Source organism: Rhodococcus opacus B4, assembly GCF_000010805.1.
GTDB lineage: Bacteria > Actinomycetota > Actinomycetes > Mycobacteriales > Mycobacteriaceae > Rhodococcus_F > Rhodococcus_F opacus_C.
Genome location: NC_012520.1, coordinates 451795 through 476730, shown reverse-complemented (window position 1 = coordinate 476730; position 24936 = coordinate 451795). Strand labels below are relative to the sequence as shown.

The following is a 24936-nucleotide window of genomic DNA, read 5'->3' as shown; positions in this document are numbered from 1 at the left end:
AGAACACCGTCGTGGCCGTGCCACCGCATTCGGAGTGTGGTCACCCCCAGCCGGCATCATTCTCTTCCGCACCGCACTCACACACGGTTCACCCGAAACCGACTGCGGCACCGTACACACGAGTGGAGAAAACTCGACACAACACCGCGATGAGCAACAGGCACCGGGACGGCCACCCCTCGCGACAACAGTGGGGCGCGCGCCGGCCGAGAAACCGCGGGAGCTCACTCCGATCAGCTGGCGTCAGCCCGTACGTCGCCGCGCTATCCCAATGTCAGATCGACAATCGTGACCGAACGAGGCGAGCACCCTCTCTCGGGCCCACCCGTCGGCATCGCGGCGCCGACCGCACCACCATCAGCGTCGGTCGCTTTCCGTCCGTCGACCAGCATCAGCGCGAGTTCAGTGCATCCGTGCCGGCACTCGTCATGCAGCCCCCGCGCGACGATCGTGCGGGCCAAGATGTCGGTCCCGGGTTCGGCGGGTCAGCGCGTAGTCCCACCCACGTGCACGCCGTCAGCTAGGCCTCCTGGACGAGTGATGTTCCGCCAGCCACCCCAGGACCGCCACCTTGAGGCTGCACCCTTTGAGTGGACACCCCGGACAATGGTTCTAGGAGAGCCAGGAGGGATGTCGAGGTGGGACGCCAGTCTCTGTACACGGAGGAATTCCGGAAAGACGCGGTCGCGTTGTATCGCGCGGCCGACGGCAAACGCACGTACGCGGCGGTGGCCGCGGATGTGGGCGTCAGTGGCGAAACGCTACGGACGTGGGTCCGCAAGGACACCGCCCGTAACGCGCGCTCGCAGGACCGCAGTACCGGCGCCGACGGGACCGAGGCGGACGAGCTCGCGCGGCTGCGCGCGGAGAATGCGCGGCTGCGCGGTGCGGAAAAGGAATGGCAGCTCGAACGCGAGATTCTGCGCCGGGCGGCCGCGTATTTCGCAAAGGAGGTGAAGTGAAGACCCGCCGCTGGGACTTCATCTCCGACCATCGCGCCGAGTTCGGCGTGCAGCGGCTGTGCCGGGTGCTCGGGACCTCCCGTTCCGGCTACTACAAGCACCTGATCACGGAGCCGGCCCGAGTCGAGCGCCAGGCCGAGGAAGCCGCGACGGTCGCCGAGATCCGCGCCATTCATGCCGAGCACCGGAGCGCCTACGGTGCCCCGCGGGTTCACGCCGAACTCCGCTCCCGCGGACGCAAGATCAACCGCAAACGGGTGACCCGGCTGATGCGAATCCACCACGTGGTGGGCAGGCACCTGCGCCGCAGCAAGCGCACGACCGTCGCGGACAAGTCGGCTCCGTCGGTGCCGGATCTGGTGATGCGAGACTTCACCGCTACGGCTGTCGATACCAAGTGGTGTGGGGACATAACCTACATCCCGGTGGGATCCTCGTGGTTGTTCTTGGCCATTATGTGGAATCAGGATTGTCAAGTTCATCAGGGTTCTCCGTGTCGGACTTGCACGATCGGCAGCAGGGTCACGGTCGGGGACGTACCGATCTCTCGTGGGGTGGGCCCGGCGGGTGTAGGGAGGTCGGTGAGGCGCTCGAGCAGCGCCGCGACGGCGGTGTGTCCGTCATCGACGGCGGCGCGTTCGTCGTCGGTGAGCGGGATGCTGGTGAGCATGCGTTGTAGGTTGCCGCTGGCCTCGAGTAGCTGGGCTTTGCTGGAGTCTTTCGGCGTGTAGAAGTCGCAGCGTGCGCAGGCCATCCGGTGCTGGCACTGCTCGAAAAAGGTGTAGCTGCACCAGCCGTGGCCGAGGTCGTAGTGCTGCCAGGGTTGGCCGGTGGCGGCGCCGCCGGAGGTGACGGCGTCGCGGTCGACGAGCACTTCGATGGTGCGTACGTTGCGGGCGAAGTAGCCGGCTTCGTTGTAGGCCTTGGACAGCGTGTTCGGGGTGATTTTCGCGTAGTGCTGGGTGGTGTTCGGGGTGCGGTGGCCGAGCCAGGCCTGCAGCTCGAACAGTGTCATCGGTTCCTTGGCGTTGTAGAGCTGGGTCGCGATCGTGGAGCGGGCCCGGTGACTGGTGATGTTGCCGCGGACGTCGCTGCTCGGAACACCGGCCTTGGCGCAGAGCGCGGGAATGATCGTGCGGTTGATGTAGTTCTTTGCGACCGGGTGCGCGCGGAAGGCGAAGAGCATGTCCACCTGTTCGCTGGTCTTGCGGTCGAGTGTCTTCGGCTGAGGCGGGCGCAGGGCTTGCCAGGCCTCGAGCGCCTGTCCCAGAAGGGGATCGACGGGTTTCGTGAACGCGGTGCCGGTCTTGTGGACGGGGACCTCCAGCAGGCAGACGGCGTCCTCAGCGAGCACGTCGGGTGAGTCGGCAGCAATGGGCTGACCGTCGTGTTGCCAACGCACGCAGCCAACTCGCAGCCGCGATAGCTCGTCGCTGCGCAGTCCGCCGAAGAGCCAGGTCAGTGTGATCGCCCGGATCAGCTCCATTGGGTAGTAGGTGTGGGCGGAATTGCCGGGCAGGTCACTCGAGTCGAGATTGAGCCCGGCCCAGAGCAGCTTCGCCCACACATCGTCGGCAATGACACGCGGGTTGGTGCCGATCAGTGCGGACACGCTGCGGGGCAGTGCGAGTGCCCGGGCCGGGTCGAAGCGACGATCGATCCATTCCCACTCCTGGCAGTCGCGGAAGAAGGTGCGGGTGGCCATGAGAATGTGGGCTTTGGTGCGTGGGGAGATCGGGTCTCCGGTGCGGGCGCGGAGGTGGTCGCGGCGTTGGACGTAGTCGCCGACGGTCATGCGGTCCACGGCCGCGACCCAGGCGGCGCTGGTCTGGCGGGTCCATTGCCCGGGTTCGGTGATCTCGGGATGTTCGGCGGCGAGCCACCGCCCGGCCTTGGCCAGGATGGTGCGGATGGTCCTGCGGACCCGCGGGGTGAGCGTGGAGGTGTCGTGCCAACGGGCGACCCAGTTGGCCCAGCTGTCGGTGGTGCCTTCGATGACGGCGTAGGGGTTGTCTCCGGTGCGCACCGGCGGGTCGCAGTGTCCGAGTGCGGCGACGGCACGTTGGAGCGCGTAGAGCATCTCGCCTTGGTGATCGTTGGTGGCTGGGTGCACGCGCAGCCGGTCGAATGCCGCGGTATCCAGATCCTCGAGCCTGGAACTGCGGTTGATCAGCAGGGCCTGGCTGAGCCCCCCGCGCAGTCGGTGTTTGCCGATAAAGACGCCGCGGTACCCCCACTGGTCCAGGACCGCGCTGGCCTGGCGCATCGACTCCTCGATCGCCTCGGCGCCGAAGACGAGGCGGGCCAGGTGCAGCCGGTTGAATGTGCCCAATAGTTGGAAGGCGTCGAAGCTGCCGAGCAGATAGGCCAGAGCGACGAGGAAGGGACGCACGGTGGTCTCGGTAGGCAGTTCCCTGGCCGCGACGAAGGCCTCGGCGCTCGAACCACACAGCTGCGCCCAGTCCTCGCTCGTCCACGCCCAGTAGGACCGGCCGGTGTCCGCGCAGTTCTGCAAGATGATAGCGGCCGCGTGCGCCCCGGCCCGCCGAAACCGGGCGTCATCGCCATGATGCAACCCGGCCCGCGCGGTGTCGAGCGGCTCGACGAGCCGCACCAGCGCCGTCCAGTGGGTCGCGGTCCGGCGTGGGATTCCCCGCGCTCTATTGCGGCGCAACGCCTTCGGGCTCAAATCGCGCAGTGCTCGGCGCTCCGCATCGGTCAGCTCCTCCCGGCGATCGTAGCGTTCGAGGGACACCGGAAACGTCGACGCCGGCCACGTGGCATCCGCCTCGCCGACGGCACGAACCGCGGCGGTCACGCCGGACCCGTCCCGTCGGGTGCGGTGAGCATGCTGATGCGCTGCGCATGCAGGTGCGTCATTGCACGATTCAGCTTCTCCGCAAGATCCCGACCCGACAGGTGAATATAGGTCAGCGTCGACTCGGTGGAACGGTGCCCGGCGAAGGTTGCGATCGCATGCAGCTCCCAGCCCATTCGCGCCAGGTCGGTCAGACACAGGTGTCGGGTGGTATGCGTAGAGAACTGCGGAACATCAGCAGCCAACGCGACTCGCCGCACCACCTTCGACCAGCTCCACAAGCTCAGCGGCTCACCGAAATTGCGCCGTGACTCGGACAAGAACAGCGGCCCCCGGGCGCGGCTGATCCCGGCCCGGTGGGCGAGGTAGCCCGACAGCAGCACCCCGGTCGCCGCAGAGTACGGCACCACCCGCCCTCGACGGGTCTTGGTCGTCTCCGGCCGCACCCGCAGCATGCGGTGCGCGGGATCGAGATCGTCGGTACGGAGCGAGCACAGCTCTTCACGGCGCAGCGCCGAGTCGTAGGCCAGCGCCAGCATCAGCCGGTTACGGATCGGCTCGAGCCGGAAAACGTCGAGCAGCTGCAACCACTCGGCCTCGCCGGGGATCCACGGCAACTTGACCATCCGCGGGACGAGCGGCCGGGGCTGCCCACCGAAGTGCCGGCCCGGCGTGTAACGCCCGCGACCGACCGGGTTGGACTCGCGGACCCCCTCCTCGACCAGGAAGTCGTAGAACAACCGCACCGGAACCAGTCGCTGCTGCAGCGTCGCGTTCGCCAGACCCGAACCCGAGTCCAACGCGACAACATTGGTACCGCGCCGACTCGGTCGAGTCCGCAAGTCCCTTACAAACAAGGCGATTTGGGCCCGGGTCGCGACAACCGGATCGACGCCTTCACGCTCGCAGACGAGCAGGTACTCGGCCAGGCCGCGAGCGTACGCATCGATCGTGCGAGGCGCCCGCCCCAGATCGGTCCAGATCTGCAACCACTCGGCCGCCCGCTCGTGCCGGCACAGGACCGGCCACTTCTCTTCCAAGATCATCGACACAGTCAACAGGGCCCCTCAGCTCGTGGTGACACCGCGGGACGAACAACCGACCCCCGGCGTGATTCCACGTAACTAATACGGTGATCGACATCTTCTCACGCCGGGTGGTGGGCTGGTCGATCGCTGACCACATGCGCACCGATCTCGTCACGGACGCGATCGAGATGTCGGTGCGCACCCGCGGTGGTGACGTCGGTGGCGTTATCTTCCACAGCGACCGCGGATCACAGGGCGGATTCAACCGGTCGTCGCAACACCGTGCCGTGAGGACGAGTGTACCTGTTCGGCAAACACTTCCGCTGGAGTTCTCCAACCGTGCACTTTTCGGGGGCGGTTGTTGAGCGCATCGGCGACCGCCTGAAGCTCACGGAACTTGTATCGGGACAGATCAGTTCCCTTCGGAAAATATTGTCGCAGCAGCCCATTGGTGTTCTCATTCGTTCCGCGCTGCCATGGACTGTACGGATCACAGAAGTAGACACGGATACCCGTAGATGCCGTCAGCTCGGCATGACGCGCGAGTTCCTTTCCGCGATCCCACGTCACGGATCTGCGTAGATGCTCGGGCAGCGGTGACAGCGTCGCGGCCAGAGCATCACGAACGGACTCCGAACCATATCCGGACAGCGCCGGCCCGTTCTTCACCATCGCCGCTGTTCCATAGCCCTTCAGTCGCGGCAGGTGTAGTAGAGTCGTGTATCTGCTGGTGCGCTCGACGAGCGTGCCGATCGCGGACCGGGTCAGACCGATGATGAGGTCGCCCTCCCAATGCCCCGGCGTCTTCCGGCTCTCGACCTCCTCCGGACGGGCGCTGATGGTCACCTCCTCGGTGATAAATCCGGTGCGCTGCTTCCGTGCTCGCGCACGAGGCTTTCGCAGCGCCCGGCCGGTGCGCAAGCACGCGACGAGCTCCCGCTCCAGGCCGCCGCGACCCTCGATGTAGAGCGATTGGTAGATCGCCTCAGGTGAAATGCGCATCGTCGGGTCCTCCGGATAGTCGATCGGTAGGCGATTCGAGATCTGCTCCGGACTCCACGCCGTCGCCCACCGACGATCACCGCGCCGAGGCTTGTTTCGGCCAATCCAAGCGGCATCCGGACCGGACACCACGGTTCCATCGTCGGCACGAATCACACCAGACAGTTTGTCCTGCACATATTCTCGTAGCCGATCGTGTTCGGCGAGCTTCGCTGGTTTTGGGCGCCTCGCGGCGAGGTCGGCCTTCCACTGTGCGGTCGACGCTCGGTATGTGAGCTTGCCATTGCGGGTGGCGGCGTTCCGCCGCAACTCCCGCGAGATCGTCGACGGTGACCGTCCGATCCGGTCAGCGATGTCGCGCATACTCATACCCTTGGCTCGCAGCAGCGCGATATCCTCACGCTCGGTGAACGACAGGTACCTCCCCGAGACCGGGGTCAACTCGATCGGTGGCATCCCACCAGCCTGGCGGAACCACCGTGTCCCCACCGGCCCCGACACGCCGCATGTGGTCGCTGCGTCGTCGCTCGTGAGACCCTCGGCGATCCGCGTCCAGAATGCCCGCTCTAGATCTCGGCGTATCGGAGGCCGTCCCGGTGACCGCATCACCGCACGCCCCGTCAACGCTGCTGCCCACCCGGGTGGTCGTCCCATTCCCACACCTCCGTTATCGAGGTGTTGCTTCCACCGGTTGAGCCTGGTCAGTACACCGCAGCAGCTTTCGTCGATGTATGCCGCCGTCATGGGATTCAGCTAAGTCGAGGACGGGTCGGCTCGAGTTACGATAATGCTCTCGCCGAGTCGTTCTTCCAAGGACTCAAGAGGGAGTGGCTGCACGGACGGAGTTGGACGTCGAAGTCGCAGGCACGGCTGGACCTGTTCGAGTGGCTCTCGTACTTCAATCGACGTCGCCGTCACTCCGCCCTCGGATACCTCACCCCAGTGGAGTTCGAACAACGACTCATCGCGTCGTCTACGCTGTCAGTCGCCGCATGAAATCCGGTGTCCACTCCCGAGGGGCAACCTCACCTCGACATCCTCGTCGAGCACCAGTTCCGTCCACGACTTGTCGGCCAACGGCCGCGTGCGCGATGATCAGGTCCGGTGCGATGTCCTGGCCACGCCGTGTTTCCCTCGGCAACCACGGCGCCGACGGACAGACCGATATTCACCGCGGTCAGCTCCCCCATCGCACCTGTTCCCTTCAGCGCTGACAAGGCCTCGGGGCACATCGTCACGGCTCGGCATCCGGCCCCGGAGCCCCCGTGTCGGGGCCGGAAGAACTCCCGGTTCAGGCGCAGCGGCGGCCGGTGCGGGTCGCCGTGTGCGCAATGATGCCCTCTACCAGCACAGATTCGGTGAGGTGCGGTTGACGTACGGTGTGGCGATGGGATCGCCCATCACCAGTCTGTACGCGCGGGTGGCGCAGGACTTCACCGATCGTCTCCTGGGCTGCCCGCAGGACCGCTGGAACTCGGCCTCCCCCTGCCCAGGCTGGACCGCCTGGGACGTCGCCGCCCATGTGGTGGGTAACCACCGACGGGCCTGCGCAGGGCTCAGGGGAAATGACTACCGGGTGCCAACCGCTGGGGAGGACGTGGTGGCCGCCTGGCTGGATGCGACAGCCGGGGTACAGGCTGCCCTTCAGTCGGAGGCGACCGCCCAGCAGGTATTGGGTGCCGAGTTCGGCAACCTGCCCTTCGAGCAATTCGTCCGGCGGATGGCGTGCGCCGACACGCTGATACATACCTGGGATTTCGCGCGCGCCACCGGGCAGGACGAACACCTCGATCCCGAGGCAGTCGAGCTGGCCCGAACCTTTCTGGTCGCAGAAGACGACCGGATCCGACTCCCCCACGCCTTCGGGGCCAAGGTGGCACCCACAGACAACGCCGACATCCAGACCCAGCTGCTGAACTTCCTGGGCCGCACCACCTAACAGAACGAACGGCGTGGCGCACAGAGTCCGCCGCACGGCTCTATCGACGATGTGCCGATCGACTGGGCTGATCGCGCGACGACGCCATTCTTCATCGTCGCGGTCGCGTTCGGCGGTCTGGTCGCGATCGCCGTGTGGCTCGATCTGCTCTTGAGGGTGACGTTGCTGCCCTGAACCGAGGAACCGCATCGAAGACGCTGAGTGCGGAGATCTTCTCCGCCATCCCGCCTTCCCGGATCGACCGCGACCGAAGATACAACGCGCCGCCGGCCCCGTCATGCCTCCCGCACCGGATTCAGATGCGTTCGCTCGGCGCCCAGAACCTCACTGCCCACCGAATGTAGGGGCGGGAGCCGGCTCGGTGGCAGATCCTGACCGAAAGTCGCGCAGCCACTACGAGCAGAGCGGATTCCCGCTCAGCTGTTCTTCTTCGCGACCGTGGCCATGGTGCCCCGTTTCCAGCTCCCGCACTCAAACACTCGCTCGGTGTGCGGCTCGGGCCGGGACCAACGAATAGAGACCGTATGCCCGCACAGCACGGTTCCAGGTCGCGAGCCGACCACCTCGGCTCCCGACTCCGCTGAGTCGATTCGATCAGGCCCCTATTCAGCACAATGGCAACATCATTCGGTCTGTTTGGGGTGCCCTGTTCCGGCGTACTTCAGCCACAAGGTGCGGTGCTCGATATCCATCACGTACCAGATGCGGCCGCCGGCGGTGACCTCGTACTGCCACTGCTCCATCTCAAGACCGTTGTGGACCCCGGTCGCGAGCCTGCCCTTCAACCGGTGATGGCGCGTCGTCGACTCCCCCGCGACCGCGCGGCGTCGCAGCTCCTCGTACGCCACCAGCGTGTTCGCCGGCGCCTGCCGGCACAGCTCGTCCCATCCCTTCGCCGCGTCACTGGTCGCGAACCGCAGCTCCCACAGCTCCCCGGCCGCCGGCGGCGCAACCCGCTCACCCAGCTTCGGGCTCACAGCTCCGGCACCGGCACGGCCCCGAAGTCACCGGCGGACGGCGCCGACAGGATCCGGGCAAGATCCGGATCGGCATACACCTCCGCCGTGTGCCGCCACGTCTCGATCGTGCGGGCCGGCGGAGCCGGATTATCCAGCGACGAACCCGCTCGCAGCGACGCGATCAGCTCGTCGACGAAATCGGCGACCTCCTCACCCGACAGGTAGCTCACCCACGGAAACGCCGCCGCCACGACCTTGCGGACCAGAACACCGTCATCGGAGTGCAACAGGGCGTCGACCATCGCCGTCGCCGCCGCGAGCACCTCCCGCTCCTGATCCGCCCGCACCGCCGTCATCAACACCAAATCCTCATCGTCGCGCCGCGTCACCCGCAGCGGCCGCGCACCCGACCGCTGCCACTCCGACAACGTCGCCTTCCCCTTGTTCTGGATATCCGAGAACGGCACCTCACCCACAGACATACTTTCAATTTACTTTTAAAGTGTGCGGTCGGCAAGGTGAGAGAGGGGCGCCGACACGGACGGCCGCCAACCGAGCTGGCACAGCTGACAAAGGGCGTCGTCCGGCCGCCGCCACGCATAGAAAAACTGCGAGCCAAGACTCCCAGCGAGATATCGATCTTGCAGTTTAGCGTTGCGCGGTGATGGCGTCGGCGGCGTCGTGGAGTGCACGGGAGACGGCGTGCATGCCGGGGGTGTACTGCCGGCGGGCGAGCGAGGCGATGTAGATCGATCGCGTGGGCACACGGTCAGTGGGCCGGAATCGGACCGCGTATACGTCTGGGCGATGGTGCGTGACGGCCAGTCGCGGAACCATGGCGATGCCGACTCCCGCGGCGACCATCGCTTCGATCTCTTGGTAGTCATGGGCCTCGTAGACGACGTTCGGGGTGAATCCGGCCGTCTCGCAGCTGCGGTAAAGCACTTCGGCGGCCGGGTGGTTGGTGTTGCGGATGATCCACTTCGCCGATCGCAGCGATGCCACCGCGACATCGTCGGCGTACGGCCCGTCGAGCGGGACGAGCAGGACCGTTTCATCCTCCATTAGCGGCACGAGCGCCAGGGATTTCTCGGTCTCCTCGGTCCAGTCGTAACTCCAGAGCAACGCCATTTCCACCTCGCTCGAGTGAAGCATCTCCAGCAGCCGCGGGCGGACCGCGGATTGGACGCGCACGTCGATGCCGGGCCAGTGGGCGTGATAGTCCTTTAGCGCGTCCGAGAGCAGGGAGGCGCTGACGGTCGGGAACGAGCCGAGCCGGACGGTGCCGCGCTCGAGCCCCTGCAGAGATTCCAGGTCCCCGCGGGCGGCGCGCATTTCCTGACGGAACAGCCGCGCACGCGTGACGAGAATGTCACCGGCCTCCGTCAACCGGACGCCGCGAGGCAGGCGGGTCAACACCGGCTGCCGGATCTCCTGTTCCAGTTTGGCGATGCGCTGCGACGCGGCGGATGGCGTGACGTTGGCGCGTTCGGCGCCGCCGGTGAGCGATCCGGCCTCGGCGATGTCGAGGAGCAGGAACAGTGTCACCACATCGAACGAGTCGCGCATCGATACCTCCCACAAGCCTTTAATCCTGCTAAACCTCGCCGTAGAAATACGACATTGTCATAAACATAACCCGCTCATAGTGTGATCTGGGTAATGATCAAGCGAAGGATGTGACATGCAGACGATCGCAACTCCCTCACCACCCGGGATCACAGCACCGAATCGCCCTGTCGATCCCGTCGGTCGCCCAGTGCAGCTGACGTCGGTCGGCATCGATGAGGTACTGCAACCCGGTGCGGTGTGGGCGACCACCGTCGACAGTCACCTCGAGCGGCGGCGACATGACCCCGCGCTGCGCCGGCGGGAGCGACAGCTCCCGATCTACACCGCGTGACTCCGCCCCATATTCACGTCTGTCCGTCGCGACCGGCCGCCGACCAGGCGCCGTTCGATCCGCCCCGCAGCGAACCGAAAGAACGCCCATGACTTCCATCGAGATACTGCCACTGATCGCGTTGGTGGCAATGTTCGTGATAGCCACCTTCTTCCCCATCAACATCGGCATATTGGGGTTCATCGGCGCTTTCGTCGTGGGGGCGTTCCTCCTCGGCTACGACGACAAGGAAATCCTCGCCGAGTTCCCCAGTTCGATCGTGCTGACGATCATCGGCGTCACCTACTTCTTCGGTATGGCGAAGAAGAACGGGACCATCGACCTCCTGGTCAACGCCTGCATTCGCGGCGTTCGCGGACGAGTGACGATCGTCCCGTGGGTGTTCTTCTTCTGCGCCTCCGTGCTCACGGCCCTGGGAACGTTCAGCCCGGCGGCCGTCGCATTGATCTCCCCGGCGGCGATGTCGTTCGCCGCCCGGACCCGGATGAGTCCGCTGGTAATGGGCATCATGACCATCAACGGCGCACACGCCGGAGCGTTCTCCCCAATCTCGGTCTCCGGTGTCCTCGTCCGCGACATCGTCGAGTCGAGCGGCCTGACGATCGCCCCCTGGACCCTGTTCTTCGCCAGCTACGGCATCAATTTGCTGCTCTCGGTCCTCACAGTGGTCGGCTACGCCGTCCTTGCCCGGGTACGGAATCTCGAGTTCTCCGCCACCGGCTCGAGCGCCGGCATCGACTCCGACGGTGGTGGGAGCGCGCTGAGCACCCCCACCGCGGGACCCGGGGGAACGCCGGCCGGCGTATCGTCCAGTGGGGGCGGCACTCAGGTCCTCATCCGGACGCCGCGCACCGAGGTCGTCACCGACCACGACGTGCAGCCGGTCACCGGGGTCCAGAAGCTCACCCTCGTCCTGATTGCCGCGGTGTTGGTGCTGGTCCTGGTGCTGCATATGCCGATCAGCTTCGTCGCCATCGCGGCCGGTGCGATCCTCGCCTTCACCGACCTGTCCAAGCAGAGTGAGGCTATCGCCGGTATCAGCTGGTCCACCGTGCTGCTCGTCGCCGGCATGGTCACCTACATCTCGCTCATGGAAGAGATCGGCACGATCGACCACCTCGCCGAGATGGCGATCACCATCGGCGCACCGCTGCTGGTCGCCGTCGTCCTCTGCTACGTCATCGGCGTCACCTCGGCGTTCGCATCGTCGACGGCGCTTCTCACCGCCGTCATCCCGCTCGCGCTTCCTCTGCTGCAGACCGGGGCGCTGCCGGTCGTCGGAGTCGTGGCAGCACTCGCCATCTCCGCCACCGTGGTCGACGTCTCCCCGTTCTCGACCAACGGCGCACTCGTCCTCGCCAACGCCCAGAACATCGAGCGGCCCCGGTTCTACCGGCAACTGCTCCTCAACGCGGGCATCGTGGTCGCGATCGCGCCGGCCCTGTGCTGGCTGGTGCTGGTGGCCGTCCCGACACTGGTCTGACGCGCAGACCGCACCCGCGAGGGTTTAACTGAAGTTAACCCTCATCGACTTATTCGCCATTGTTCTCCACCCTGATGTAGGTCAGGGTGGGCAGTGGGACACCGCTGGGAAGCACGCTCCCCATCCGATCAGAGCCTCCAGCGGTGCCTCACAAACTCTTCGAACCCGAAAGGTGGGCCGGACCGTGTTCACACTTCATGGAACCTGGATGCGGGGAGGAACCAGCAAGTGCTGGCTGTTCAACGCATTCGACGTCGATCCGCTCATTGCTCAGGCCGGCGGCCTCGATGCCATCTTGACGTCGGCATTCGGCTCGGGTGATCCGCGTCAGCTCGACGGTGTCGGCGGCGGCAGCTCGACCACCTCGAAGGCGGCGATCGTGCGCCGCTCCAGCGAGCCCGGAATCGACGTCGACTACCTGTTTGCTCAGGTCGCGATTGGTGACCGCCAGGTCGAATGGGGCAGCAACTGCGGCAACTGCGCCACCGCGATCGGGTTGTACGCGCTGCAGTCCGGGTTCGTTCCGGTCGACTCCGCGACGACGACCGTGCGGATGCGGAACCAGAACACCGGCGCGATCCTGAACGCCGAGATCGCCACCCCGGGCGGGATGATCCCCACCGAAGGCGACGCTGCCGTGCCCGGTACCAGCGCGTTGGGTGTCCCGGTGGGGCTCACCTTCACCGGTCTCGCCGGCGGCGCGGCCACACTGCTGCCCACCGGCGCATCCATCGATCGTGTCACGATCGCGGGCCGCAGCTATCACGCCACGATGGTCGTCGCCGGCGCCCCGGCGGCGCTGTTCGACGCCGCCGACCTCGGCCTGACCGGCGCGGAGGACAACCAGACGATCGCCGAACACCTGCCGCTGCTGCTGTCGCTACGTCGGGAGTCCTCGTTGCGGATGGGGTTGAGCAAGCCGGGAGACCCTATCTCCCATGCGATTCCGAAAGTCGGTGTCGTGGGTCCGCCGGCGGACTACCGCACCAGCGCCGGCGTCGATATCCGCGCCGAGGACTACGACATCTCGGTCCGGATGCTGTCGATGCTCGCCCCGCACCCGGCGATCGGGCTCACATCCGCGGTCGCCGTCGCCGCGGCGTCCACCGTGACCGGAGGTGTCGTCACCGACAACACGCAGGTCCGGTGGCCGGGATCGCTTCGGGTGGGGACACCCGCCGGGGTACTCGATGTCGACCTCTCCGTTTCCCTCGACGGGGTACTCGAATCGGTCACCCTCCACCGGGCGGCCCGCCGCATCGCATCGGCGGAACTGTTCGTCACCGCCCCGGCGCCGGCTCCGGCACTGGTCGGCTCCGCGCGATGAGGATCCGAACACCGGAGAACGTGGCGATCGCACGTCGGGAAATCGATGCTCGGATCGCCCGATCCTGGCTCCTGGTCAACGGCACCCGAACCGACCTGTTCGACCAGGCCGACCGCTCCTGCGCGGACCAAATCGTCCTCGACATCGAGGACGCCGTCGACCCCCAACTCAAGTCCGACGCACGGGAAGAGGTCGCCGCCTGGCTCGAGAACACCTCGGCCTGGGTGCGGATCAACGACCGCTCCTCGGCCTACTGGAGCGATGACGTCGATAGCCTCACCGGGCTTCCCGGACTGGCGGGCGTGATGCTCGCGAAAACCGAAGCCGCCGAACATATCACCGAAACTTTCGACCGACTCGGCAGATCCACCCCGGTACTCGCGTTGGTCGAATCCGCCCTCGGAATCGACCAGGCGCGTGATATCGCCCGCACCCGCGGCGTCTTCCGGCTCGCCTTCGGCAGCGGCGACTACCGACGCGACACCGGCACCAGCGCCGACGACCTCGCCATGGCCTACCCCCGCTCCAGGCTGGTGGTCGCCAGCCGAATCGGCAACCTGCCCGGACCGATCGACGGCCCCACCGTCAGCAACAGTCACACCGTGCTGCGCGAGCAGTCCGCCGTGTCCGTGTCCCTCGGGTTGACCGGGAAGCTGTGCCTGGACACCGAACAACTGCCGGTAATCAACGAAACCGTCAGCCCCACCCCCTCGGACGTGACCTGGGCGCGGGAGTTTCTCGCCGATTTCGAAGCCCGCGGCCGGATTGTCCGCGACGGCAGCGACCCGCCCCGGCTCGGTCGGGCCGAGAAGATCACCCACCTTGCCGACTGTTTCGGAATCGGCCGAAGCTGACCGGTCCTATCCGGTTTCGAATCCCTCCTGCAGCTGGTGGGCGGCGGCAGCGCACACCGCGATTCCTTCCTGCGCGGCCGGGCTCAGCCGCCGCTCGGTCAGATGCGCGACCAGGATCCGCCGCTGCGGCGGACGGGTAGCGAGGGGAATCGACCGGACGTCGGGCCGCAGGTTGAGCACAGCCAGTCGCGGAGCAATAGCCACGCCGAGGTCGACGGCGACCATCGCCTGCACCTCACCGTAGTCGTGCGCGAAGACACTCGTGCGTGGCGTGAAACCACCTTGCTGACAAAGTTTTTCGAGGGTCTGCGCGACCGGATGATCGTCGGCGCGGACCACCCACGACTCGTCGCGCAATTCGGCGATCCGGATCGAGTCGCGGTCGGCCAGTCGGTGCCGTTCCGACACCAGCAGCACGGTCGGATCGTTCATCACGTGGTGGTACGTCAACGTGGGGTCATCCACCCGGTTCCACTCGTAGTCCCACAGCAGCGACAGTTCGGTCTCCCGGCGGCGAAGCGCATCGACCAAATACGCGAATCGGCCACTGAGCACCTTCAGTTCGACCCCCGGGTGCCGGGTCTTGAACTCCTTGACCACGAGTGGCAGCAGTGACGACCCGGCCGTGGGGAACGTGCCGAGCGCCAGCACACCCGCGCGCAGTCCTTTGATCTCGGCGAGTTCGGCATCGGCGGCCTCGAGTTCGATCAGGATGCGTTCGGTGTGCTTGACCACCGATCGCCCCGCCTCGGTCAACACGATGCCGCGCGCGTGCCGCTCGAGGAGTGGTTGCCCGGCCTCCTTCTCCAGCTTGGCGATTTGTTGGGAGACAGCCGAAGTGGTGTACCCGAGCGCCGCCGCCGCCGCGGTGATCGAGCCGTGCTCGGCGACCTCGCGCAGCGTGAACATCCTGTTCGTGTCCAGCACCCGACCCACCTCCTGACTTTAGAAGAAGTTAATGCCTGTCGACATACCCGCGATTGTAGTTGAACCGTGTGGGTGCCAGTCTGAAGTGGCGGCAGCGGCGCCCTGACAATTTTTCGGCCGCGCCGGGACACCTGGCACCCGCCTGTCGGGCGGCCACTCGTCCGCCGCCCCCGTATCGACTCTCCCCACCACGCGAGGACAGCCTATGACTGCACACCCGAGTGACATCCGCTCGCCTGACGACCAGGCCGACGAGAGCACGGACGGCACCTCCACTCCGACGCGTGGTCCGCTGCACGGCATCCGTGTCCTCGACATCAGTACCGTCTACGCCGCACCGATCACTGCCATGCTGCTCGGCGACTACGGCGCCGAGGTCATCAAGATCGAGCACCCCACAGGCGATCCCGCCCGCACCCACGGAGCACGCAAGGACGGGCACGGACTGTGGTGGAAGGTCATCTCGCGCAACAAGACATGCATCACCCTCAATCTCAGCACCACCGACGGTCAGCAGATGCTCCGCGACCTCGTCGTCGACGCCGACGTGCTGGTGGAGAACTTCCGCCCCGGCGTACTCGAGAAGTGGGGGCTGGGCCCGGACCGGCTCCAAGACCTCAACCCAGGACTGATCATGTTGCGGGTCACCGGCTTCGGCCAATCCGGACCCTACGCCGAGCGCCGAGCGTTCGGGACCCTCGCCGAGGCGATGAGTGGATTCGCCCACCAAACAGGAGGCGAGGACGGTCCGCCGACGCTGCCGCCCTTCGGCCTCGCCGACGGTGTCGCCGGACTCGCCGGCGCCTTCGGTGTGGTGACCGCGCTGCTGCACCGAAACGGTCCGGACAGCGACGGAAAGGGGCAGGTCATCGACCTGTCTCTGCTCGAGCCGCTGCTGGGGATCCTGGGCCCCGGCCCCACCGCGTACGACCAACTCGGCACCATCGCCGGCCGCAACGGCAACCGCTCCCCCAACAACGCCCCACGCAACACCTACCTCACCAAGGACGGGCGGTGGGTCGCCATCTCCGCGAGCGCCACCTCCGTCGCCGCACGCGTCATGCGCCTGGTCGGCCGACCCGACATCGTCGAACAACCCTGGTTCGACTCCGCCGGCGAACGCAGTCGCAACGGTGACCTGCTCGACGAGGCCGTCGCGAAATGGATCGCCGACAGACCGCTGCACGAAGTCACGGCCGAATTCGAACGCGTCGGCGCCGCACTGGCACCGATCTACGACGTCGCGCAACTGATGAACGATCCGCACGTCCTCGCCCGCGACTGCATCACCACCGTCGACGACGAAGACCTCGGCCCCATCAAGATGCAGAACCTCATGCTCCGCATGCTCGGCACACCGGGTGCGATCAACTTCGCCGGCCGCCGACTCGGCCAGGACAACCAACAGTTCTACAAGGACACCCTCGACATCGACCCGGACCGACTGACCGCACTCGCCGAGAAGGGGGTCCTCTGATGGACCGCAGCTACCTGTTCGCACCAGGCCACAACCGAAAACTCCTCGGCAAGGTATTCGACGCCGGCGCAGACGCTGTCATCCTCGACCTCGAAGACGCGGTACCGCCTACCGAGAAGTCGACAGCGCGGGACAACGTCGCATCCGTCATCACCACCCGAACCGCATGGGTGCGGATCAACGCGCCGGGGACCGAATTGGCGGACGCTGATCTAGGGGCCGTCGCCACGTCCGCGCACGGCATCCGCATCCCCAAGGTCGAAACACTCGACGACATCCGCTGGGTCGTCGACCGGGCCCCCGGAAAGCCACTGATCTGCGCCATCGAAACCGCGAAAGGAGTCGCCAACGCCTTCGCGATCGCCGACCACCCCACGGTCACACACCTCGCCCTCGGCGGCATCGACCTACAGAAGGACCTCGGCACCGGGACAGGGGACGCACCCATGCAATACGTGCGCTCCCACCTCGTCGTCGCCGCCCGCGCCGCCGGCATCGCCCCACCGATCGACAGCGTCTACCCGCACATCGACGACACCGACGGACTCGTCCGCCAGGCCGCCCACAGCCGTGACCTCGGCCTGTTCGGCAAATCCGCCATCCACCCCGCCCAGCTACCGGCCATCCACACCACCTTCAGTCCCCGGCAGAACGACATCGACTGGGCACGACAGGTTGTCGACGCATTCGAGAACGCCGACGGAGCCGCGGTGCGACTGCCCGGCGGCGAGTTCGTCGACCTCCCCGTCGCGCAACGGGCAAAGAACATACTGGATTCCGCACACGCATGAGGAATCGACCGACACACCCGTTTCCATGCCTGTAGAACTCAAGGATCGGACTTGATAGATGCGAACACCACCCCCGCGCACTCGGCCGTCACGCGCACGTTCGCGAATGCGCGGTGGTGGGTCTCCCTGATCCCGACCGAGGCATGGTCGTACACGCTGCGGTGGTACTGGTACCCGACGTCGCCGGCGACGAGGCAGAGGTGAGCGCATTGCAAGACTTCGTCAAGAGCGTGCTCGCACCGTACAAGTATCCGCGCAGCATCGAATTCATATCTGAGTTGCCGCGGATACCCAATGGGAAGATCCAACGCTACAAATTGCGCGAGTCGCGTCCCGCCCTGTCCTAACCGCACAAAGCGATTGCCGTCGAGTGTCAGCGCCTCATCATCCGGGGCATGAACAGCGCTTTCCTAACTCGCGTGACGACGAGCACCATCGCCCGGCTGCGGCGCGCGAGCCGCCAGGCATCCTCCGACCCGCAACCGACTCTTCGCGAGTCCGGGATCCCGGGCCCTGCCGAAGCTACGCGAGGCTGCACCCGGCACCACAGCGGACGGACACGGCCGCCCCCGATCACGTTATCGCGGCGTCGCCTGGCATAGGTCCCGTCGCCCTCATCGCGCTACGACGAACACACAGCCACAATAGATTCGCAGATCGACGCTCCTTTCGTCGAACTATCCCCGATACCTGAGTTCTGTTCATCGCAAACAGCTGAAAGCCGGAGCCAGATACAACAAACCGGAAACCTCACCACCCGATGTCGAATCTACTCAAACAGTCAACTCTTCCCCGCCCACTCACCGAATTATGGGAACGGCAGTGCCGCGCAGGCTGTCGCAATCAAGATCCCGACATCTTCTTTGCTTCAGATGACGAAACCAGAGCCACGCGGCGGCATCGTGAAGAGACGGCAAAGCGGAATATGGGAGTGAACCACCAATCCGTGGCACTGTCTGCCGGACGTTCAGGGCGGGACAGGCCAACAATGCCCCAGCCTCTTCCTGGGTATCAAATGTGAAACAGCGATGTGTCGAGGGGTCATGTCGCACAACACTTCCCGGACTGAAACGCAAAGGTGCGCGCCCGGTCCGACTCCGTACCCTCCAAGGAGACCATGCCAACCCACGCCCCCATCGATTCCGATCATGAACCACGCCGCCATCGGCACGCGCCCAGCCGGTGTCACCTCGTCCACACTGCCCGACCCGAAGAAATCTCCATACAGCCTCGGACGAGGGCCCTACGCGGCAGCGCTCACCGTCATATCGACATGAAGTCCGGCGGCCGAAACCATGTTGACCAAAGCATCAAGGCTGAACAGGTCGATCTTTCCTCGAATCAGATCCGACACCCGCGGCTGAGTCACACCAAGCCGGGCGGCCGCATCCTTCTGGGTCCATCCCTCGGTCTCGATGCGCCGAGACAGCGCAATCAACAGAGTCGACCGCAGCCGCATGTTCTCCGCCTCCTGCGGAGTGTCCTCGATCGCATCCCACACGCTGCCATAGATTTCATCGCTCATCACTGCTCACCCTTCCCGTCATCCGCTATCACCTGCTGGTACCGCTTCTTCGCGGTAGCCACGTCCGCCGCCGACGTTTTCTGAGACTTCTTCTGGAAGCAATGCAGCACAACTACCCGGTCCGCGAACTTCGCCACGTAGATGACACGGAACGCTCCCGACCCATCACGTACCCGGATCTCCCGCACACCAGAACCCACACCCACCATCGGCTTCCAGTCCGTCGGCTCGACCCCCTGCTGAACACGGTCCAGCTGATAACCACACCGACGACGAACCGCATCGGGGAAACCCCGAAGATCCTCCAGCGCGGTCCCATGAACTGGATCTTCTTCACACCACAAGTATACAAAATTTTGTATGGCTTGGTACTCGCCCCCCACGCAGCAGAGGACGACGCCAAGATCCGGCGCGCGGTCGGCATCACCCGGGGCGGGAAAGCACACCGAACGACGCCAACACACGGGCACGGGCTGCTCAGGATCGGTGCCGTCGTCGCGACCCGGCGAACGTGTTGGGTGAGGGCGGCCCGCAGCGAGCGCACCGATTTGTTGCGGGTGATCTCGGCGCGGTCGACGGCAATCGAGGTCACCTGTCGCCAGCGCAGTCCGTCGCACAGCACCCGCAGTTGCGCATCGGTGATCTTCGCCCCGCCTGCGCATCGAGTCGCCGGGGCCGGCTCGTCGGGCAGCTCCATCGCAGTCGCGATGTCCTCAGGGCTCATCCCCAGCCGGGACAGGCGCGTGAAACACCGATGGCATACCGCAATGCCCGAGTGAACGGTGTTGTGGCACCGCTGGACTCGGCATACCGTTCTGCCCAACAACCGATGCTGGGCCTCGGGCTGGTCGCGGATCGTTTCGAGCAGGGCGGTGGCCTTCGGGCTCTCGTCGACGATCTCCCGAACGATGGTCTCCTCGACGTAACGGCCCTTCACCATGTACTGGGCGAAGCCCTCGAGCTCATTGAGGGCGGCAGCGAACTCGTCCTCGTGTTCGGCGAGCAACTCGTTGATCACCGCGTCACGGTCGGACACGACGGCACCGAACCGCAGCGGCAGCACCGGAGCGACGTGCGAGGTGCCGTCGAGGATGTGGGCGTGGGCCTGCAGGTCCGCGGGGGTGCCCAGTCGTTGGTCCGGGTCGATCTCGCTGACCAACGCCGCGATGTCGCCGTGTTCGACGATCTCGATCGGGGCGTCGTGGACGCCGGTGGCGTCGTCCTCGGGTTGCACGTCCGCGGGCACGATGCCATACACATAGATCACGGCCGCCGAAGCACCCTCGTCGTTGTCGTTGTCGTTGTCGTTGTCGTAGTCGTAGTCGTAGTCGTTGTCGTTGTCGTCGGCGTCGTCGGCGGAGGTCATTTCCGCCTCCGCCGGGGTGCCGGTTCGCGTTCGCTTCCGGATCCGCTGAGCAGCTCACCGAGCGTCTCCCCCACGCCCTCGAGGACACCCTTGGTCTTGGACTTCGTGCTGCCACTGCCCTTGACATCGGACACGAGGTCGGACAGGCCCTTCGGTTCACTGCCGATCGCGAGCCGGTTCGCCGCCTCGGCGAAGCGCAGGTAGGTGTCGACGCTAGCGACCACGATGCGGGCGTCGATGGTGAGCAGTTCGATACCGACCAGTGACACCCGCACGTAGGCGTCGATGACCAGGCCCTTGTCCAAGATGGTGTCGATGACGTCCGCCAGGCTGCTCGAGCTCGGACCACCCGCTGTGGTCATTGCTTCGCTCCTCGCTCCCCGGCCCCCAGGTGTTTTCGCCTGGGCGCGCCGATCCCGACCGACCGCGAGTACCCCACCGGCCGTCCGCCTGAACAGGGCCCCGACCACGGGCTTTCGCGGGGGCGTTTGCCGATGCCGCCGACGAGTGCGCACCGAGAACCCAGGCAAACGCCCCCGGTCATTGAGGTAAACAGCGGCTGAACACTGTCAGGACCGCGGTGAGCTCGGCGTACACGGGGTACGTGGACAGGGGTGCAACCGCCAGTCCATGCCGTCAACGCAGAAGGGGCGAACCCGCATGAGCACCACTGACACCACCACCCTGCTCGCGCAGTTGCGCGCAGTTCTCGATCTCACCCACACCGAAATGCAGGTCGCCGAAACCCGCATCGTTCAGGCCCGCACCGACGCGGTGCGCCGCGAATTGTCGGAGAACGCCGCCAACGGCCGCTCCCGCGCCGAGGCCATCGACGCCGCGATCCGCCAACTCGGCGGTGTCCCCGAGCTGATCGGCCCGTTCCTCGGCCGCGCCGTCGCCGCGGTCAAGGCCCTGACCGAGCAGGCCCAACCGTTCGACGAGGCGCTGTTCGGCGATCTGGCGCTCGAACACCAGCTTCTCGACCACGCCCGCTATATCAAGGCCCTCGCCGTCGCCGCCGGGGAACGCGACATCGAAAACCTCGCGTTCCGGTTGATCGCCGCACACTCGGCCACGGTGGATTGGCTGACCACCGTCCTCGCCGAAGACGCTCTTGGGGGCCCGGCGGCGCTCCGCCGCACCCCGTTGCAGGCCGCCGCCGGCGCCGCGGTGAGACTGGTCAACGTGCCCGTCACCTGGTCCGCGCGCAGCCTGGACCGCGCCCTCGACACCGTCCGCACCACCCCACCCGCCTTGAACGAGCTCCTCAGCCGCGGGGCCCGGGCCGGGGACGTCGCGGTCAAGACCCTGACCGCATCCGCGACGCGGCGCTCGAGACCGCCGAACAGGTCACCCGTCAGCAAGGCGCCGACGGCGTCGCCAACGTGATCGATTCCGCGCGCACCGCCACCGGTGTCCTCGAACCCGGGGAGCTGCCCATCGACGACTACGACGAGCTCAACGTTGGAATCCCGCTGAGCGGGCGGCGGACGTCGTCGACACCGCCCGCCACCCCCACCGGTCGGGCCGCCGATCTGCTGCGCCGGAACGACAGTCCGCACTCGCAGTGCCGTCGAACAACCCACCCGCCCGATCGCCGCCCGCAGGCACCGCTCGAGAGGTTTGCGGGTACGTGACCCGCGTGTCGTCGAATACGGCAGGATGAGAAACCGGGGTCGGAGTTGTCCGCGGTTGAACGGCGTGGTGGGTTATGAAGCGGATCGCTACAGCACTGCTCGTGATCCTGGCCGTGGGCGCAGCGGTGTACTTCCTGACACGTAACCCGCCGCAACAGCCGTCGCCTCGCCCGCTCGAGGACAGATCCTTCATCATCAACGGCCGTCCGACGACGTGCGGCGAACTGATCCGCCAGCCCTGCGGGTTCGGTCTCCAAACTGAATACAACCGGTTCGGTGACCGCCTGGAGAACTTCGTGAACTCCAGCGATCTGGGCCCCTTCGCGACGGACATCGGATTCGCCGCAACGGCGAAGCTGAGCCTTCAGGCCTGCCGACTCTCGCACACAGTAGGAAAGACGATTCTGGAATTCGTCGAGCTCGGTCGACTCGATCACTCGGATGCCGGTAGCCCGCAACTCTTTCCGTTCTGGAACAGGGCGCGCGAGAGTTTGTGTCCCGGAGGGTGATCGACCGACGATCATCGCAGGAGATCATCGAGGGGCCGAAGCGCTCCGGGACGGATGTCCGTTGGCGGCAGATCTCACCTACTCGGGGACGAAGGTAGCGGCCCGTCGTGGTGATCTGCCGATGTCGGAGTACCTGCTGGACGTCGACGAGGGTGACGTCGGGATCGGCGATCAGGCGCAATCCGAGCGTGTGACGCAGATCGTGCAGGCTGACGTTGGCCCCGAGCTGGTCGTTGATCGATCCGTGTCAGGACCGCCGCACTCCCCCCGACACGTCGCCGGCACCCCCACATCACAACCGGGGACATGTCATCACACCAGGTCACAGCCCTGTCGCACCCGAAACGTCCCGCACCCCGGGGTCGGGTACGGGCCGTGCACAGCGATCTACACCGGCTGTGCCTCCGCCGGAGCGAGGTCCAACCAGGGCCGATCGGCGCGGCCCCCGACACAGATCCCGCCGAGAACCGCGCCGCGTTTCCTGCTCACGCGTGCAGATCCGGCGCCGCGACCGCCTCGGGGACCCGAGTGGCCCATAGCTGTGCGTGACCTATTCGGTTTCCTTCGGGTGGCCGGGTTCGCAGCGTTCGAGCAGAACCCGGCCCGCGATCTTGGCGCCATTCTGTGCAGGATCGACAAAGAACCAGATCCGCCCACCATCGGTCACCTTGTACTGGTATCGGGCGTAGTTCTGCCCGTTGTACGTCCCGTTTGAAGTCCTGTTGCAGCTCGAGTGCCTGTATTGCGGCGTGCCGGGCGCGGTCGACATCGCCTGAACGCGGCCGCCCACAGGTGGAGTCCGGATCGGTGGCCCGGTCCTTCTCGCTGCCCGGCTCCGATCGGACCCTGACACTGCCGGAAATCCTCTCCTTCCCGGCGGAATCCAGCTGCGAATGGTGCCGACCGCCGAAGGCCTTCCGGCCGAACTGGCGCGGCACGAAACCTGCCCCCTCACCGACCCGACCGACATCTCCGCCCACTGGTCGTAGCTGATCGGTCACGATGCGCGTCACCGGCATCGAGGGCGTCACGGACCCGACCATCACCCGACGGACCCGACTGCGCCGGACGCCTGAACGGCTCTCAATACCCCGGGACCCGGGATCATGACGAGTCAGCGCCCACGGACAAGGGCGCTCGCCGGGTCCTTCCACCCGGAGGCGTCGACGTACGGCCGCTCAGGATTGCGGGTCCGTCGTGCCGGTGTGGTGCTGCGCCGCCGCCTTGTACCCCACGTTGCGGACCGTCTGAATCAGCGAATGGTGCTCGACGCCGAGCTTCGCCCGCACCCGGCGGACGTGCACGTCCACGGTGCGGGTGCCGCCGAAGAAGTCGTAGCCCCACACCGTCTGCAGTAACTGCGCCCGGGTGAAGACCTGACCAGCATGCTGGACAAGGTGTTTGAGCAACTCGAACTCCTTGTAGGTGAGATCGAGCGGACGGCCACGCACCCGGGCGGTGTAGGTGAGGTCGTCGATCACCAGATCGCCGAGGGCGATCTTCACGGTGCCATCCGGACCGGCTCCACCGCTGCGGCCGGCCAGCAGGCGCAGCCGGGCATTCAGCTCGGCCGGGCCCGCGCCGGTCAGCAGGATGTCGTCGAGCCCCCACTCCGGGGTGACAGCGACCAACCCGCCCTCGGTCAGGACCGCAACCACCGGAACCACGGCGGAATCTGAAGTCTTGCGCGACCGGCACAGATCACGAGCGGCCGCGAGGTCGGCCCGCGCGTCGACGAGGACGACATCGACCCGATCCGTGTCGAGGAAAGACGACGCCTCCAGCGGCGCCGACCGTGCCGTGTGCGCGAGCAGCCCGAGCGCGGGCAACACGGACTCGGGGTCGAGGTCACCGGTCAGCACCAGCAGTTCCACAGCACCACCCATCGCAGCGAGGACGCAACGCACGAAGTCGGACGTGGCCCTACGACCCCCTCGGGAACCGACCGGCCTCGACGCCAGACCTTCCCGGGCCACCCTTTCCGACTGGACCGGTATGCACCACCGTGGAAGTGATAATCGGTTCAGGGGATCAGCATAAATGACGGCCGCACCACCGACACCGGGGCGGTCGCCCGGCCCGCCGGTTTACCACAGACCGGAGGCTGGCGGGGTCAGAGCACGGACCCCCCATCCACCGCTTCACAGGCTGTAACCATTGCGCTGCGCTCGGGGTCGCGCTCGGCGCCGCCGATACTTGACCGATTTCGGGCCCTGTCCCTGCGGCGGGCCCGGACACATCTCCAAACGGTTCGCCCTCGACGAACGGCAGGCCAGGGGATCATCGCAAACACCGTTGCGGCCAGGACGCTTAAACAAGGTCGGGGAACTCCTCGAGCGCCCAGCAGACTGCCGACTACCGGCAGCAGAATCCAGAGCGGACCGTCCACCGAATCCAGGTCGGGCTGAGGGGAGTGGGAGAACTCGAGG

At 66.2% G+C, this 24936-nt stretch carries 22 protein-coding genes and 5 pseudogenes; 14 read left to right on the top strand and 13 right to left on the bottom strand.

Features of this window, described 5'->3' with window-relative positions:
- Positions 1–638: 638 nt before the first annotated feature.
- Positions 639–1414 (top strand): annotated as a pseudogene (locus ROP_RS42105) (IS3 family transposase); the annotation flags it as partial.
- A 29-nt stretch (positions 1415–1443) separates the two neighbouring features.
- Here the strand turns inward: ROP_RS42105 and ROP_RS38255 are convergent.
- Together ROP_RS38255 and ROP_RS38250 are read right to left on the bottom strand one after the other, a co-directional pair.
- On the bottom strand, positions 1444–3780 hold the full coding sequence (locus tag ROP_RS38255; RefSeq protein ID WP_012686759.1) for a tyrosine-type recombinase/integrase: 2337 nt from the start codon (positions 3778–3780) through the stop codon (positions 1444–1446).
- Positions 3777–4826: a tyrosine-type recombinase/integrase gene (locus ROP_RS38250; protein WP_043826076.1), complete on the bottom strand. Its 1050-nt coding sequence runs from the start codon at positions 4824–4826 to the stop codon at positions 3777–3779. Before ROP_RS38250 ends, ROP_RS38255 begins: the two co-directional genes overlap by 4 nt.
- 83 nt (positions 4827–4909) lie before the next feature.
- Between ROP_RS38250 and ROP_RS42990 the strand changes: the two are divergent.
- A pseudogene (locus ROP_RS42990) lies at positions 4910–5062 on the top strand (DDE-type integrase/transposase/recombinase); the annotation flags it as partial.
- Positions 5063–5069: 7 nt separating this feature from the next.
- On the opposite strand, the gene ROP_RS38245 reads toward ROP_RS42990, so the two are convergent.
- Entirely contained in the window at positions 5070–6464 is a 1395-nt protein-coding gene (locus tag ROP_RS38245; RefSeq protein WP_043827253.1) for an IS30 family transposase, read from the bottom strand.
- Between the two features lie 48 nt (positions 6465–6512).
- Between ROP_RS38245 and ROP_RS42095 the strand changes: the two are divergent.
- The 3 genes and pseudogenes from ROP_RS42095 to ROP_RS44985 form a co-directional block, all read left to right on the top strand.
- Positions 6513–6806 (top strand): annotated as a pseudogene (locus ROP_RS42095) (integrase core domain-containing protein); the annotation flags it as partial.
- Between the two features lie 391 nt (positions 6807–7197).
- Positions 7198–7749, top strand: coding sequence for a TIGR03086 family metal-binding protein (locus ROP_RS38240; RefSeq protein ID WP_012686968.1), 552 nt, complete (start codon positions 7198–7200; stop codon positions 7747–7749).
- Between the two features lie 51 nt (positions 7750–7800).
- Positions 7801–7923 (top strand): hypothetical protein, encoded by a 123-nt coding sequence (locus tag ROP_RS44985; RefSeq protein ID WP_258085260.1) that lies wholly within the window; start codon positions 7801–7803, stop codon positions 7921–7923.
- Between the two features lie 449 nt (positions 7924–8372).
- Here the strand turns inward: ROP_RS44985 and ROP_RS38235 are convergent, their stop codons facing one another.
- The 3 genes from ROP_RS38235 to ROP_RS38225 all read right to left on the bottom strand — a co-directional run bounded on the left by ROP_RS38235 (position 8373) and on the right by ROP_RS38225 (position 10277).
- Positions 8373–8726, bottom strand: a complete 354-nt coding sequence (locus tag ROP_RS38235) for a hypothetical protein (protein WP_007297076.1) — start codon at positions 8724–8726, stop codon at positions 8373–8375.
- The gene (locus tag ROP_RS38230) at positions 8723–9190 is read right to left on the bottom strand and encodes a hypothetical protein (protein WP_012686967.1); all 468 of its coding nucleotides are present in this window, start codon (positions 9188–9190) and stop codon (positions 8723–8725) included. The genes ROP_RS38235 and ROP_RS38230 overlap by 4 nt, the downstream gene beginning before the upstream one ends.
- Before the next feature lie 166 nt (positions 9191–9356).
- Positions 9357–10277, bottom strand: coding sequence for a LysR family transcriptional regulator (locus ROP_RS38225; RefSeq protein WP_007297078.1), 921 nt, complete (start codon positions 10275–10277; stop codon positions 9357–9359).
- Positions 10278–10392: 115 nt separating this feature from the next.
- Here ROP_RS38225 and ROP_RS42985 point away from each other — a divergent pair, with 115 nt between their 5' ends.
- The 4 genes from ROP_RS42985 to ROP_RS38210 all read left to right on the top strand — a co-directional run bounded on the left by ROP_RS42985 (position 10393) and on the right by ROP_RS38210 (position 14275).
- Positions 10393–10611: a hypothetical protein gene (locus tag ROP_RS42985; RefSeq protein ID WP_231869118.1), complete on the top strand. Its 219-nt coding sequence runs from the start codon at positions 10393–10395 to the stop codon at positions 10609–10611.
- Between the two features lie 88 nt (positions 10612–10699).
- Positions 10700–12094 (top strand): SLC13 family permease, encoded by a 1395-nt coding sequence (locus tag ROP_RS38220; RefSeq protein ID WP_012686966.1) that lies wholly within the window; start codon positions 10700–10702, stop codon positions 12092–12094.
- Between the two features lie 208 nt (positions 12095–12302).
- Positions 12303–13421 carry a PrpF domain-containing protein gene (locus ROP_RS38215; protein ID WP_080512621.1) on the top strand — a complete coding sequence of 373 codons (1119 nt, stop codon included), beginning with the start codon at positions 12303–12305 and terminating at the stop codon, positions 13419–13421.
- Positions 13418–14275, top strand: a complete 858-nt coding sequence (locus ROP_RS38210) for an HpcH/HpaI aldolase/citrate lyase family protein (protein WP_012686964.1) — start codon at positions 13418–13420, stop codon at positions 14273–14275. Before ROP_RS38215 ends, ROP_RS38210 begins: the two co-directional genes overlap by 4 nt.
- Before the next feature lie 6 nt (positions 14276–14281).
- On the opposite strand, the gene ROP_RS38205 is transcribed toward ROP_RS38210, so the two are convergent.
- Positions 14282–15202, bottom strand: a complete 921-nt coding sequence (locus tag ROP_RS38205; protein WP_012686963.1) for a LysR family transcriptional regulator — start codon at positions 15200–15202, stop codon at positions 14282–14284.
- 205 nt (positions 15203–15407) lie between these two features.
- Here ROP_RS38205 and ROP_RS38200 point away from each other — a divergent pair, with 205 nt between their 5' ends.
- The 3 genes from ROP_RS38200 to ROP_RS38190 all read left to right on the top strand — a co-directional run bounded on the left by ROP_RS38200 (position 15408) and on the right by ROP_RS38190 (position 17817).
- Positions 15408–16679: a CaiB/BaiF CoA transferase family protein gene (locus ROP_RS38200; protein ID WP_007297083.1), complete on the top strand. Its 1272-nt coding sequence runs from the start codon at positions 15408–15410 to the stop codon at positions 16677–16679.
- Positions 16679–17470, top strand: coding sequence for an HpcH/HpaI aldolase/citrate lyase family protein (locus ROP_RS38195; RefSeq protein ID WP_007297084.1), 792 nt, complete (start codon positions 16679–16681; stop codon positions 17468–17470). Before ROP_RS38200 ends, ROP_RS38195 begins: the two co-directional genes overlap by 1 nt.
- Positions 17471–17583: 113 nt before the next feature.
- Positions 17584–17817 carry an AMP-binding enzyme gene (locus ROP_RS38190; RefSeq protein ID WP_012686962.1) on the top strand — a complete coding sequence of 78 codons (234 nt, stop codon included), beginning with the start codon at positions 17584–17586 and terminating at the stop codon, positions 17815–17817.
- Positions 17818–18713: 896 nt separating this feature from the next.
- Here the strand turns inward: ROP_RS38190 and ROP_RS38185 are convergent.
- The 4 genes and pseudogenes from ROP_RS38185 to gvpJ all read right to left on the bottom strand — a co-directional run bounded on the left by ROP_RS38185 (position 18714) and on the right by gvpJ (position 20723).
- Positions 18714–18995, bottom strand: a complete 282-nt coding sequence (locus tag ROP_RS38185; protein WP_007297086.1) for a helix-turn-helix domain-containing protein — start codon at positions 18993–18995, stop codon at positions 18714–18716.
- The gene (locus ROP_RS44660; protein ID WP_231869116.1) at positions 18995–19339 is read right to left on the bottom strand and encodes a type II toxin-antitoxin system RelE/ParE family toxin; all 345 of its coding nucleotides are present in this window, start codon (positions 19337–19339) and stop codon (positions 18995–18997) included. Before ROP_RS44660 ends, ROP_RS38185 begins: the two co-directional genes overlap by 1 nt.
- 482 nt (positions 19340–19821) lie before the next feature.
- Positions 19822–20361 (bottom strand): annotated as a pseudogene (locus ROP_RS44655) (GvpL/GvpF family gas vesicle protein); the annotation flags it as partial.
- The gene (gene gvpJ, locus ROP_RS38175; RefSeq protein WP_005241554.1) at positions 20358–20723 is read right to left on the bottom strand and encodes a gas vesicle protein GvpJ; all 366 of its coding nucleotides are present in this window, start codon (positions 20721–20723) and stop codon (positions 20358–20360) included. The pseudogene ROP_RS44655 and the gene gvpJ, both read right to left, overlap by 4 nt.
- A gap of 298 nt (positions 20724–21021) precedes the next feature.
- On the opposite strand from gvpJ, the pseudogene ROP_RS38170 reads away from it, so the two are divergent.
- Together ROP_RS38170 and ROP_RS38160 are read left to right on the top strand one after the other, a co-directional pair.
- A pseudogene (locus tag ROP_RS38170) lies at positions 21022–21831 on the top strand (ferritin-like domain-containing protein); the annotation flags it as partial.
- Between the two features lie 241 nt (positions 21832–22072).
- A complete protein-coding gene (locus ROP_RS38160; RefSeq protein ID WP_007297091.1) occupies positions 22073–22507 on the top strand; it encodes a hypothetical protein in 435 nt (144 codons plus the stop codon).
- Between the two features lie 550 nt (positions 22508–23057).
- Here the strand turns inward: ROP_RS38160 and ROP_RS38155 are convergent.
- On the bottom strand, positions 23058–23276 hold the full coding sequence (locus ROP_RS38155; RefSeq protein ID WP_148222655.1) for a hypothetical protein: 219 nt from the start codon (positions 23274–23276) through the stop codon (positions 23058–23060).
- Positions 23277–23685: 409 nt separating this feature from the next.
- Complete coding sequence (locus ROP_RS38150; protein WP_007297093.1) at positions 23686–24381, bottom strand: winged helix-turn-helix domain-containing protein; 696 nt, start codon at positions 24379–24381, stop codon at positions 23686–23688.
- Positions 24382–24936: the final 555 nt, after the last annotated feature.

Coding starts and splice junctions, on each gene's coding strand:
- ROP_RS38250 (WP_043826076.1), bottom strand. CDS start 4,826: ATGATCTTGGAAGAGAAGTGGCCGGTCCTGTGCCGGCACGAGCGGGCG.
- ROP_RS38245 (WP_043827253.1), bottom strand. CDS start 6,464: ATGGGACGACCACCCGGGTGGGCAGCAGCGTTGACGGGGCGTGCGGTG.
- ROP_RS38240 (WP_012686968.1), top strand. CDS start 7,198: ATGGGATCGCCCATCACCAGTCTGTACGCGCGGGTGGCGCAGGACTTC.
- ROP_RS38230 (WP_012686967.1), bottom strand. CDS start 9,190: ATGTCTGTGGGTGAGGTGCCGTTCTCGGATATCCAGAACAAGGGGAAG.
- ROP_RS38225 (WP_007297078.1), bottom strand. CDS start 10,277: ATGCGCGACTCGTTCGATGTGGTGACACTGTTCCTGCTCCTCGACATC.
- ROP_RS42985 (WP_231869118.1), top strand. CDS start 10,393: ATGCAGACGATCGCAACTCCCTCACCACCCGGGATCACAGCACCGAAT.
- ROP_RS38220 (WP_012686966.1), top strand. CDS start 10,700: ATGACTTCCATCGAGATACTGCCACTGATCGCGTTGGTGGCAATGTTC.
- ROP_RS38215 (WP_080512621.1), top strand. CDS start 12,303: ATGCGGGGAGGAACCAGCAAGTGCTGGCTGTTCAACGCATTCGACGTC.
- ROP_RS38210 (WP_012686964.1), top strand. CDS start 13,418: ATGAGGATCCGAACACCGGAGAACGTGGCGATCGCACGTCGGGAAATC.
- ROP_RS38200 (WP_007297083.1), top strand. CDS start 15,408: ATGACTGCACACCCGAGTGACATCCGCTCGCCTGACGACCAGGCCGAC.
- ROP_RS38195 (WP_007297084.1), top strand. CDS start 16,679: ATGGACCGCAGCTACCTGTTCGCACCAGGCCACAACCGAAAACTCCTC.
- ROP_RS38185 (WP_007297086.1), bottom strand. CDS start 18,995: ATGAGCGATGAAATCTATGGCAGCGTGTGGGATGCGATCGAGGACACT.
- gvpJ (WP_005241554.1), bottom strand. CDS start 20,723: ATGACCACAGCGGGTGGTCCGAGCTCGAGCAGCCTGGCGGACGTCATC.
- ROP_RS38160 (WP_007297091.1), top strand. CDS start 22,073: ATGAAGCGGATCGCTACAGCACTGCTCGTGATCCTGGCCGTGGGCGCA.
- ROP_RS38155 (WP_148222655.1), bottom strand. CDS start 23,276: ATGTCGACCGCGCCCGGCACGCCGCAATACAGGCACTCGAGCTGCAAC.